Below are 12247 nucleotides of genomic sequence, written 5' to 3'. Positions count from 1 at the left end.
ACCGGCGGCAAACTCCATTCTTCGCTATACCCCCGCCACGAACGTGCGATAGCTCAGCGGCATACCCGGCCGGTAGGCCAAGTGCACCGCGCTAGGAGCATCGAGCACGTGCAGGTCAGCGGCAGCGCCCTCCACCAGGGTTCCCTTCGCGGGGCGGCCCTTCGGATCAAGGCCGTTGCCCACATTATGGCGGCGCAGCGCCGTGGCACCGCCGGTAGTGGCGGCATGGATGGCCTCGTCGACGGATAGGTGCTGCTGCAGGACGGCCGTGGTCACGCAGTAGTTCATCGACGAAGTATAGGAGGTACCTGGGTTGAGGTTGGAGGCGATGGCGAGGGTGGCGCCGGCATCGAGAAGCGCACGGCCAGGCGCCAGGGGCTCGCGCGTGGAAAGATCGCAGGCTGGGAGCATGGTGGCCACGGTCTCAGATGCTGCGAGCTTTTCGATGTCACTATCGCTCAGGTAGTTCACGTGATCAACCGAGGCGGCGCCGAGATCGACCGCGAGGCTGACACCCGGGCCCTCGCCAAGCTGGTTGCCGTGCACGCGCAGGCCAAGGCCCAACTTTTTACCGGCTTCTAAAACCCGGCGCGACTGCTCTTCATTGAACGCGCCGCGCTCGCAGAAGACGTCGATCCACTGGACGTATTCGGCAACGCCGTCCAGCATCGGGCCGACGACCTCATCGAGGTAGTCTTCCGCATCCGCTCCCGGTGGAACGAGGTGGGCGCCCAGGAAAGTCACGTCATCGACGTGCTGGGATGCTATGCGGGCGGCTTCCACTTCAGATTCCGTGTTGAGGCCATAGCCAGTCTTGGTCTCGAAGGTGGTGGTGCCACCGCGGCGGCCGGCGGCCACGCGCTCGGCGACGAGCTTATCCAAGCGGTCCGCCCCCGCCTCCCTGGTGGCGTCCATGGTCACCGCGATGCCACCTGCCTCGTAGGAACCGCCGGACATGCGGGCCTCGAACTCGGCGGAGCGGTCACCGTCGAAGACCATGTGGGTGTGCGAATCCACCCAACCAGGAAGGACGGCGCGCCCGCCCAAGTCCACCTGGTCATCGGCGGCAGGTGCCTGAGAGGCGGGGCCAATCCAGGCGATGGTGCCGTGGTCGGCGATAAGGGCGGCATCGTTAAGCGTGCCGTGCTCGCTGACCGTGCGGAGCTCTGAAATTCCGGTAAAAAGTGTGCTCATTTAATCCCTTGCCTTAAATTCCATGGGTACGCGAACGCCGCGTTCTTTGGCTACTTCCTCTGCACGAGAGTACCCGGCATCGACGTGGCGGATAACGCCCATGCCTGGGTCATTGGTCAGCACGGCGCGCAGTTTGGCGGCGGCGAGATCGGTGCCATCGGCAACCGTGACCTGACCTGCGTGGATGGAGCGGCCCATGCCCACTCCGCCGCCGTGGTGGAGGGAGACCCAGGTAGCGCCGGAAGATACGGCGGTCATGGCGTTGAGCAGCGGCCAGTCAGCGACGGCGTCGGTGCCGTCGAGCATGGCTTCGGTCTCGCGGTACGGGGAGGCAACCGAGCCGGAATCGAGGTGGTCGCGGCCGATGACGATGGGGGCCTTAATCTTGCCTTCGCGCACGAGGTCATTGAAAAGCAGGCCGGCCTTGTGGCGCTCGTTGTAGCCGAGCCAGCAAATGCGGGCGGGCAGGCCCTCGAACTCGACGTACTCCTCGGCGGCGTCCAGCCAGTTGTGCAGGTGCTCGTTTTCAGGGAAGAGCTCCTTTAGGGCTTGGTCGGTGACCTTGATGTCTTCTGGGTCGCCAGACAGCGCTGCCCAGCGGAATGGGCCCATTCCCTCGCAGAAGAGCGGGCGGATATAGGCGGGAACAAAACCTGGGAACTCGAATGCGCGCTGGTAGCCGGCGTGGCGGGCCTCATCGCGGATGGAGTTGCCGTAGTCAAAGACCTCGGCACCCTCGTCCTGGAATTCCACCATCGCCTGGACCTGTGCGGCCATGGATTCGCGAGCCTTTTTGGTAAAGGTCGTGGGATCGGCCTTGGCCTCAGACTGCCAGTCATCCACGGTGATTTCGGTGGGCAGGTAGGACAGTGGGTCGTGCGCGGAGGTCTGGTCGGTGACGATGTCTACCTTGAACTCCCCGGCGCGCTGGCGGCGCAGCACCTCTGGGAAGACCTCGGCGGCGTTGCCCACGAGGCCGACGGAGAGGGCCTTCTTGTTTTCCTTGGCATCGAGGACCAAGCGCAAGGCCTCGTCCAAATCGGTGACCACTTCATCGAGGTAACGCTTGTGCTGGCGGCGCCGCAGGCGGTGCTCATCCACGTCCACGATGAGTACTGCTCCCCCGTTGAGCGTCACGGCGAGCGGTTGGGCACCGCCCATGCCGCCACATCCACCGGTCAGGGTCAGGGTGCCGGCCAGGCTGTCCTCGAAGCGCTTCTTGGCCACGGCCGCGAAGGTCTCGTAGGTGCCCTGCAGGATGCCCTGGGTGGCGATGTAGATCCAGGAACCGGCCGTCATCTGGCCGTACATCATCAGGCCCTCGTCCTCGAGCTTGCGGAAGTGCTCCCAGTTAGCCCAGTCGCCCACGAGGTTGGAGTTGGCGATGAGCACGCGCGGTGCCCATTCATTGGTCTTCCAGATGCCCACCGGCTTGCCGGATTGGACGAGGAGGGTTTCATCGCTTTCCAGGTCCTTCAGCGATTCCACAATGGCATCGAATGCCTCCCAGCTGCGGGCTGCGCGGCCGGTGCCGCCGTAGACCACGAGGTCCTCGGGGCGCTCTGCCACCTCTGGGTCGAGGTTATTCATCAGCATGCGCAGTGGCGCTTCGGTTTGCCAGGATTTTGCGTTGAGTTCGGTGCCGCGGGGTGCGCGGACTTCGCGTGGTTCAGACATGGCTTCCTTTCGCTCGTGCTTATCGACGCCGTGCCCTACCCCCAGGCCGGTTTCCCGGGGCTGTCTCCCGGGGGCTTGGCGAGCGTCACAGATATCAATTTAGTGTGATGCACAACGTATTTAGAGCTTGCACAGTCACCAACTGTCTGGCATTTCAGACTCTGCGGCTACGATGGCAGTCATGCGCCACGTATTGCCCGCCCTTGCCGCCGCCTGCCTGCTGGCAGGATGCTCCTCGCAGCCACAAGAAGTCCAAGAAGCCACAGAAGACCCAGAAAACTATGTGGCCCTCGGGGATTCCTACGCGGCGATGGGCTCGACGACGCTCCCGCTCGATCCGCCCGATTCCTGCGCACGCGCACAAGATTCCTATCCAGAACTCGCCGCTCAGGAGATCACCACGAGCTCTTTCCGCAACATCGCCTGCCAGGGCGCGAGCACGCTGGATGTTTTATCCTCCGCGGGCGAGCACCCCGCCCAGGTGGACGCGCTTGCCCCGGATACGTCCCTTGTCTCCTTGAGCATCGGCGGCAACGATGCCAGCTTTGTGCGCCTGACCCAATGCGCAACGGACGATATATGCCAAGACGAATCGGGGGCGCAGATAGAACTGGAGCTACACGATCTGCCCCAACGCCTGGACAAGGTCTACGGGGAAATCGCCCACCGCTCGCCTGATGCGAAGGTCATTGCCACCGGCTATATCCCCCTCATCAATCCCGGCGAGACTTGCCCCTTCATAGAAAAAATCCCGGCCACAGACCGGGAGTGGTTGGCAGATACCATCCAGCGCATCAACAAAGCGGTACGCGAGGCCGCCGAACGCAACGGCGGCACCTACGTGCTGCCTGACGATGCCCCGCAACACTCCGCCTGCTCGGATGAGCCGTGGGTGGACTTTACGGGGCAGGATACCGATTCCTTCCCCATGCACCCCACCCACGCGGGCCAGGTGGCGATGGCCGAGGCAGTTAGCGCAGCTCGCTCGTAGCGGCCTCGACGGCATCGATCAGCGCGCCAGACTTCACCAGGCGTACGGTCTCCTCGATTTCCGGCGAGAGGTAGCGGTCGGTGCCGGGGCCTGGAACGGTCTCGCGCAGGGCGGCGATGACCGCGCCGGTGCCGCCAGCGGGCGTGCCCTCGCGCATGTCAATGGCGCGCGCCGCGGTGAGGATCTCCACTGCCAGCACGCGCTGGAGGCCATCGACTGCCTTGCGCAGCTTGCGGGCGGCGGACCAGCCCATGGACACGTGGTCTTCCTGCATGGCAGAGGAAGGAATGGAATCGGCCGAGGCCGGGGTGGCCAGGCGCTTTAATTCGCTGACGATGCCAGCCTGGGCGTATTGGGCGATCATGTGGCCGGAGTCGACACCGGGGTCATCGGCAAGAAAGGCGTTCAAGCCGCGGTTGCGGGCCGGATCCAGGAAGCGGTCGGTGCGGCGCTCAGAAATGGACGCCAGGTCCGCGGTGACGATGGAGAGGAAATCAAGCGCATAGGCCACCGGCGCGCCGTGGAAGTTGCCGTTAGAGACCACGCGGCCGTCCTTGGCCACCACTGGGTTATCCACGGCGGCGGCGAGCTCGCGCTCAGCTACCTGCGCGGTATGCGCCAAGGTATCGCGGAAACCGCCGGCTACCTGCGGCGCGCAACGCACGGAGTAAGCGTCCTGGACCTGGTTCTTCTTGAACTCCTCCAGCGCTGCCGCGAGGATCTCGGAGCCGTCCGCCACCTGGCGGATATTGGCGGCAGAATCGGCCTGGCCTGGGTGCGGGCGCAGCTGCTGCAGGTCATCGGCAAAGACCACGAGGGGGCCAAGCAGGCCTTCTACCGTCATCGCGGTGGCGATATCAGCGGTCTTGGCGGCCGCGCGCAGGTCAGTGATGGCCAGGCAGAGCTGGCCCAGCATGCCATCGGTGCCGTTGATAAGGGCGAGACCTTCCTTCTCGCGCAACTCCAGCGGCTCGATGCCGGCGGCAGCAAGGGCCTCGCCGGCGTCCTTGAGCTCGCCTGCCACGCGGACCTCGCCCGCGCCCAAGAGCGCTAGGGCGCAGTGGGCCAGCGGGGCCAGGTCGCCGGAGCAGCCAAGCGAACCATATTCGCGCACCACAGGCACGATGCCAGCGTTAAGAGCCTTCGCGTAGGTTTCTACCACCACGGGGCGCACGCCGGTACGGCCGGTGCACAGGGTGGATAGGCGCAGCAGCATGAGCGCGCGGATGACTTCTTCTTCCACCTCAGGGCCGGTGCCGGCCGCGTGGGAGCGCACCAGGGATAGCTGCAGCTGCGCGCGCATCTCTTCTGGAATGTGGCGGCGAGCAAGCGCGCCGAAACCGGTGGAAATGCCGTAGACCGGCGTGGGATCCTGGGCCAGTTCTTCGACCCGGTCGCGCGTGGAGGCGACCTCTTGCAAAGCCTCCGTGGAGATTTCTACCGTGGCGCCGTAACGGGCAACGGCCACGACTTCCTCAATGGTCAGCGCTCCGACGCCGACGGTAACGGTGGATGGGTATGCATTAGGCATGATGACTCCTAGTGTCTTTAGGGCAGCAAAATATAGCTCACGTCACAGCCTAACGCGCTAGCCCGCATGGTACCTCACTTTTCGCGCTGGCGATACATTTTCCCCGCAACTTTCTCCGCGGCCTGGCCCAGCGCCGCGATGAGTGCCTCCACCCTATCGCCCGGCGTGGACACGGGATAGGTCACCGCAATGGCCGCCGCGGGCCGCTCCAGGTGGTCCAGGATGGGCACCGCCACCGAGGCCTGTCCCCGCGAGATTTCTTCTATCTCTTGGTCCCATCCGCGCGCACGGGCCCGGTCCAGCTGCTTTTTAAGGAGACCAAAATTTTCCCCGCCCGCGGTATCAAATGCGGCCTTGACCTCCCATTCCGGCAGGTGTGCCAGCATCACCCTGCCCGATGCCGTCTTATGCGCCTGCAGGCGCACTCCCACCTCCGTAACCAACGAGGTAGCGCCCGGCGCGCGGACTTCCTGCAGGTATAAAATCTCCGAGCCCGCCATGCGCGAAAGGTGGCCGGATCCGCCAACGAGCCGTGCGCATTCCTCCAGATCGCGCGTAGCCATGCGCACCAGCGGCTGCTGGGTTACATACGCAGAGGCCATCGAGTACGCGGCCAGCCCCAGGCCGTAGGTCTTGTGCTCCGGCAGGTGGGCAACGAACCCGGCATCGACCATTTCCGCGAGCAGGTGGTACGTGGTCGAGCGCGGCAGGCCGAGCTCGCCTTGGATGCGGGCGGCGGAAATCGGGACATCGATAGTCGATAGCAGCTTGAGGATGTCCAGGGCATGGCGCGCGGCGGGGACTCGGTTAGCACTCACAGCGCCCAATTATATTCCGCTACTGCCAGACAAATTCACCGCACGCTTCTAGTATCGGCACTATGAATACCGAATCAGCCCCACTTTTTACTCCCGCCCCCGAGTGGTCCGGCCGCTCCGATGGCCCCGGCCCCGAGCACGCGCGCTGGCATAGCGTTATCAACCAGGCCGAATCCGCGCCCGTGACCCTGCTGGGCTTTGCCTCTGATGAGGGCGTGCTGCGCAACGGCGGCCGCCAAGGTGCCGCCGCCGGCCCCGCCGCCCTGCGCACAGCCCTTGGCTCCCTGGCGGTCCACCACGGCCATGCGCTTGCCGATGCCGGAACCATCACCACCCAAGCCGACGATCTCGACGGCGCCCATGAGGCGCTATCTGACAAGGTCGAAGAACTCGTCCGCAGCACTACCCTGCCCATCATCTTGGGCGGCGGGCACGAAACCGCCTTCGGCTCCCACCGCGGCCTGTTCCGCGCGCGCGGTGCGACCCCCATCATCAACTTGGACGCCCACTTCGATCTTCGCCACGCAGACCACGCCACCTCGGGCACGCCCTTTACCCAGATTTCCCAGCTCACCGATGACTTTGACTACACCGTCTTCGGCATCTCCCGCCCCAATAACACCGCGGTGCTCTTCAACGATGCCGAAAAGCTCGGCGTCAACTACACCCTGGATGAGGAGCTGCTAAACCTCACCCCGGCCGAATGCGGCGCGCTCGCCACCCAGGCCACCACCGCCGCGGACAAGGTCCACCTCTCCATCGACCTGGATGTCCTTCCCGCCTCCACCGCACCGGGCGTATCCGCCCCGGCCAGCCTCGGCGTTGCCTACGAGCGCATCCGCGCCCTGGCGGTCGCCATCGCCGCGACGGGCAAGCTCGCGCTTGTCGATGTCGTCGAGCTCAACCCCACCTTCGACATAGACAACCGCACCGCCAAGGCGGCGGCGCGGCTTATCGATGACATCGTTAATGCTCACCTCACTGCGGTAAGCGGGCAATAAAACTCAAAACAGCAGGTGCGCAATCGGGGTCGCAATCACGATGGTGAGCGCGACGCGCTCAAACCAGATGATGACCAGGTGGGATAGCTTCACCGGAATCTTGGTGGCCAGAATGCACGGCACCAAGGCGGAGAAGAAGATGATGGCAGAGACCGCCACGACCCCGATGACGAATTTCAGCACCATGGAGTCACTGCCTGCCACCGCTGTGGCGGGTAGAAACATCTCCGCAATGCCCATCGCCGCGGCTTTGCCGCCAAGCGCCGACTCCGGCAGCTGCACTATCCAGGCAAAGGGATAAAACAGGTACCCAATCCATTCAAAAATCGGGGTAAACCGCGCAAGCAGCAAGCCAATAAGGCCAACCGACATAATGGACGGAACGATCGCCGCGGCCATACGCACGCCATCGCGCAGATTATCCCAAATGGCCTGCGGCAGCGACGGCGCACGCTGCAGAGCCAGCATCGCCTCGCGCCACGCATTCTTAAAGCGCGATCCTTCCACCGGCTTTTCCGGGTCTGGCTCTGCATCCTCGCAGTATTCATCCGGAATCGTCCGCAGCGGCGGGATGCGCACGGTAATGGCCGTAACCAGGAACGTCACCACGAGCGTGACGGCGAAGTACGTGCCCCAGATATTCATCAAATCCAGTTGCTTGGCCACGATGACCATAAACGCCGCCGATACCGTGGAGAACCCCGTGGCAATAACGGCAGCCTCCCTGCCGGTGTACCCGCCCTTTTGATAGACGCGGTCCGTCACCAAAATGCCCAGCGAATACGAACCGACGAAGGATGCCACCGCATCGATGGCGGAGCGCCCCGGCGTCTTCCACAGCGGGCGCATGATGGGCTGCATCAGCACCCCAACAAATTCCAAAAGCCCAAAGCCGATAAGAAATGCCAGGAAGGTACCGCCGATGGGCACGATAAGCCCCACCGGCGTGGCAATAGAGTTCCACAAGAAGGGAACCAAATCCTCATCACCTAAAACCCACGGCAGCGCGTCAATAACCATGAGGAAGGAAATGATGGCACCGGCGATATTGAGGACCGCAAAGACCGCCTGCAGCGCGCTTTCCTTAAACGCCCCCGTACTAAAGCTACGCACCGTTCCATACACGGCGAGCGCAAAAATAAGCCACGGCACCACCGCCGGAATGCTATCGCGCACGATGGTGACCATGTGGTCCAAAGGAATGGAGTTCTTCTCCTTATACGTCACAGGAAAGAAGAACACGAACGCGCCAATGGCGCTATAAACAAAGAGTTTCCACCGTCCCTCAGGCCGCGGGACTTCCCCGTCATGGCTCTGGATGGAGGAATTAACTGAATCAGTAGAAGTCACGATAGACCGCCCCTCAAGCTTGCATGATGTTCAAGCCCGCGCGACAGCCTGACGCGAACATTGCGATTATGTTATCTAAATAACACGTTATTGTCTAGCGTTTCCTAGCTCAAGGCACAATGGAACTATGTCTAACCCCATCCGCGTCGTCGGTGCCGTCTTTCACGATGGCAACCGATTCCTCGCCTGCCGCAAGAAGCCCGGAAAACCCCTAGAAGGACATTGGGAATTTCCAGGCGGAAAAATCGAACCGGGCGAGACACCCGAACAGGCTTTAGCTCGCGAAATTCGCGAGGAACTCAACCTCATCGCGCACGTAGGCACCAAGCTCACGACAACCACCTACGAGTACGACTTTGCCACCATCGAACTAACCACCTTTTATTGCACGCTCATCAGCGGCGAGCTTCGCCTGAGCGATCACGACGCAACCAAATGGGTTACCCCCGCAGGAGCAATGGAGCTGACCTGGGCGCCAGCGGATATTCCAGCCGTGGAAAAGCTTTGCCCTTAGAATCTTGTAGCTATGAGTCATTCCTTGGATTCCTCGCTCCCCTTCGGCGTTTATGAAACCCCGGTGACCTCGCGCATTCGTGAGCGAATGGAGGAAACGCAAAGTCGACACCCATCGGCGGGATTCGGGGTAGGAAACGGCACAGCTGATAGCGCTCGCGGGCGCTATACCTCGGCCATGTCTCAACACATCGGCGATTTACTAGAGCAACGCCTCATGGGGCTTAAATCCTCAGCAGACCGAGTAGCCCTTATCAATACAATCGCTGGGTTACTTGGCGAGGACGAAGATATTGATACCGAGCAACTCCTCTACGCCGTCTACAACACTTCTTTAGCCGAACCTCCGCTGCTTCCGGATGTATCGCTGACTAAGAGCGCGCTTTTTACTAATGCCCAGGGCGACGCCAGCCTAACCAGCGAGGTTGAGCGGGAGATAAAGACAGCCGATTCCGTCGACTTGCTGTGTGCCTTCATCAAAAGCTCCGGAATCAGTGTCCTTGACCAGCAGTTGCAGTTCCTGCGCGACAACCAGATTCCATTCCGCCTATTGACCTCTACTTACTGTGGGGCTTCCGATGCGGCGGCCCTTAAACGCCTGGTAGAAAAATATCGCGCCGATGTGAAGATTTGTTATGAGCATAAATCCACACGCCTGCATGCCAAAGCATGGCTCTTCCGACGAAATTCTGGTTTCGACACTGCCTTTATTGGAAGCTCGAATCTTTCGCGGTCTGCTCTTATCGATGGCTGGGAGTGGAATGTGCGCGGCTCTGCTACGGCGACGCCTGAGGTCATTGAAAAGTTTATAAAAACCTTTGACAGCTACTGGCACGATAGCCACTTCAAAACTTTTGATCCGGCGCGGGACATGGATCGCCTGCAGGAATCCCTGCGCATCGCCAAAGGCGCGGAGTCCCCACAAGCGTTGCGCCAATTAGAGCTTTCTGGCCTGGAAGTTACTCCCTACCCTTATCAAGAAGAAATGCTCGAGGCACTGCGGTCCGAACGTGAGGTAAAGGATCGCCACAAAAATCTACTCGTTGCAGCCACAGGCACTGGCAAGACCGTCGTCGCCGCCCTGGATTACCTTAATCTTTGCCGGCAGTGGAAGCGTCGTCCTCGCTTACTCTTCGTCGCACACCGCAAGGAAATTCTTCACCAGGCGCGCCGTACGTACCGCGAGGTACTTAAGGATGCCAACTTTGGCGAGTTGCTTGTCGATGGCACCGAGCCACGGCGCTGGGACTTCGTCTTTGCGAGCGTTCAGTCGCTTAATTCCACCCGATTGGAAAAGCTCGCGCCCGATCAATTCGATGTTGTGGTCATCGATGAATTTCACCATGCCGAAGCACCAACCTATAACGCACTTCTAAGTCATTTTGAACCAGACGAATTACTTGGACTGACCGCAACACCAGAGCGCGGTGATGGCAAAAATGTCCAACAATATTTCGACTACCGCATTGCCCATGAACTACGCCTCTGGGATGCCTTGCGCCTCCAGCTGTTGGTTCCAATGCACTATTACGGAATCGCAGACGGCACGGATCTTTCCTCACTCACGTGGAACAGAGGAAAGAAAGATTACAACACCACCGAGCTATCAGAGTTCTATATCAAGTCTGGTGAAAAGCGGACGCGATTCATTCTGAATGAACTGGATAAACGGATTTTCGATCTTTCTGAGATGAAGGCGATCGGCTTTTGTGTTTCCATCGCCCACGCAGAGCACATGGCGCAGCAATTTCAGCAATTTGGCATTCCGGCTCAAGCGGTGACGAGTAAACTGACTTCCTCTGAACGCGCGGAAGCCATTAAACAGCTAGAAACCGGCGCCATCAAGGCTCTCTTCTCCGTTGATATTTTCAATGAGGGCGTCGACATCCCTGCGGTTAATACGCTGCTCCTACTCCGGCCGACCCAAAGCCCGGTTATCTTCCTACAACAACTCGGCCGCGGTCTTCGCCTTGCTCCCGGCAAAGATTCTTGTACCGTATTCGATTTCATTGGCCAACAACATGTTGAATACGATTTTGAGCGTAAATTCAACGCGCTAACGAGAAAACGTGGCAAACGATTACTCACCGAAATAGAGCAGGGCTTTCCCACCACGCCACCAGGAACGCATATCCAATTCGATGAGTCGACGACGGAACAGGTCCTCAACAACGTCAAGAAGACGGCACGCAGCAATTTGCGGAAAGTGCGTGCGCTGGTAGCGGAAATACGAACTACCGATCTCAAAAAGTTCCTTGACGAGGCAAACCTCGAATTGGAGGATATTTACCGGCCGAATAAGTACTCGTGGACCCGTCTTCTGCGGGAGGAAAACCTCCTCGAGCCATGTGACGATGAGATGGAAAACTTCTTGCTCAACCGGATTAAAGTTTTCCTTCATGTCAATGATACGACGCGCATTGAAGCCTATCTTCGAATCCTAAAATCCGCTACCTCGCAATTCGGCGATATGACGCCCACTGATCAAGCCTTTGCACGGATGCTGGTCTTGGGGTCTTGGGCTAATTCCAATGCACCCAGCCCGTCATCTTTTGACGAGGCGCTGGGAATATTGCGGGAGCACCCACGAGTTATTTGGGAACTCGAGCAGGTCATGCTGCTACAAAATGATGCTTCGCGTATTATCCCACAGCCGAGCGACGACACCGTTTTGGAAACCCACGCCGATTACTCCTTGGCAGAATTAGTGGGTGCCCTGCAAGCAGGAGAATTAGAAAAACTAATCAGCCTTCCGCGCGAGGGAGTGAAATACTTCCCTGATATGAACATGGACTTGTTCTTGGTGACCTTCCAAAAAGACGATCAGGTGAGCGCTACCACGAATTACCGTGATTACCCGATTTCACCGGATCTTCTCCACTGGGAGTCGCAATCTACTACAACTTTAAAATCGAAGGCCGCACGCCGTTATATTCAGCACGAGGAGCTCGGCGGGAGGATTTTTATCGCATCTCGCTTCACTAAGAAGAACTCAGTGGGCACCGCGAGCGCCTATACATTTTTAGGCGCTGTGGATTATGTTTCCCACCACGGAGAAAAGCCCATTCAGTTTCAATGGAAGCTCCAAAGAACCATGCCAAAGGCGCTGTACGCTGCTGGTCGGACCGTCGCTTAGCACGCATGGTTGAATAATTAGGCTGCACTTTACCCA

The 12247-nt window shown here is 60.2% G+C and carries 9 protein-coding genes; 4 read left to right on the top strand and 5 right to left on the bottom strand.

Translation table 11 applies throughout. The features are described from left to right. Positions 1-24: 24 nt before the first annotated feature. Entirely contained in the window at positions 25-1194 is a 1170-nt protein-coding gene (gene hutI / locus ACLI1O_RS04805; protein ID WP_284782532.1) for an imidazolonepropionase, read from the bottom strand. Further along, the gene (gene hutU, locus ACLI1O_RS04800; RefSeq protein ID WP_284769878.1) at positions 1195-2871 is read right to left on the bottom strand and encodes a urocanate hydratase; all 1677 of its coding nucleotides are present in this window, start codon (positions 2869-2871) and stop codon (positions 1195-1197) included. It abuts the gene before it with no gap. Between the two features lie 181 nt (positions 2872-3052). On the opposite strand from hutU, the gene ACLI1O_RS04795 reads away from it, so the two are divergent. After that, positions 3053-3862, top strand: a complete 810-nt coding sequence (locus tag ACLI1O_RS04795) for an SGNH/GDSL hydrolase family protein (protein ID WP_411706990.1) — start codon at positions 3053-3055, stop codon at positions 3860-3862. Here ACLI1O_RS04795 and hutH read toward each other — a convergent pair. Both hutH and ACLI1O_RS04785 read right to left on the bottom strand, forming a co-directional pair. Beyond that, a complete protein-coding gene (gene hutH, locus ACLI1O_RS04790) occupies positions 3843-5393 on the bottom strand; it encodes a histidine ammonia-lyase (protein ID WP_411706989.1) in 1551 nt (516 codons plus the stop codon). The two genes, ACLI1O_RS04795 and hutH, sit on opposite strands and share 20 nt — an antisense overlap. Before the next feature lie 74 nt (positions 5394-5467). After that, the gene (locus ACLI1O_RS04785) at positions 5468-6211 is read right to left on the bottom strand and encodes an IclR family transcriptional regulator (RefSeq protein WP_349865040.1); all 744 of its coding nucleotides are present in this window, start codon (positions 6209-6211) and stop codon (positions 5468-5470) included. Between the two features lie 62 nt (positions 6212-6273). Between ACLI1O_RS04785 and hutG the strand changes: the two genes are divergently transcribed. Further along, complete coding sequence (gene hutG / locus ACLI1O_RS04780; protein ID WP_349838834.1) at positions 6274-7212, top strand: formimidoylglutamase; 939 nt, start codon at positions 6274-6276, stop codon at positions 7210-7212. 3 nt (positions 7213-7215) lie between these two features. Here hutG and ACLI1O_RS04775 read toward each other — a convergent pair whose 3' ends face one another. Further along, positions 7216-8562, bottom strand: coding sequence for a YjiH family protein (locus tag ACLI1O_RS04775; RefSeq protein ID WP_411706988.1), 1347 nt, complete (start codon positions 8560-8562; stop codon positions 7216-7218). Positions 8563-8689: 127 nt separating this feature from the next. Here ACLI1O_RS04775 and ACLI1O_RS04770 point away from each other — a divergent pair, with 127 nt between their 5' ends. Continuing rightward, positions 8690-9076 (top strand): (deoxy)nucleoside triphosphate pyrophosphohydrolase, encoded by a 387-nt coding sequence (locus ACLI1O_RS04770; RefSeq protein WP_349857073.1) that lies wholly within the window; start codon positions 8690-8692, stop codon positions 9074-9076. Positions 9077-9088: 12 nt separating this feature from the next. Beyond that, entirely contained in the window at positions 9089-12211 is a 3123-nt protein-coding gene (locus tag ACLI1O_RS04765) for a DUF3427 domain-containing protein (RefSeq protein WP_411706987.1), read from the top strand. Positions 12212-12247 lie beyond the last annotated feature (36 nt).

Origin of the sequence: Corynebacterium sp. LaCa78, assembly GCF_046717505.1 — a bacterium.
GTDB lineage: Bacteria > Actinomycetota > Actinomycetes > Mycobacteriales > Mycobacteriaceae > Corynebacterium.
This window is presented reverse-complemented; position numbering and strand designations above follow the sequence as displayed.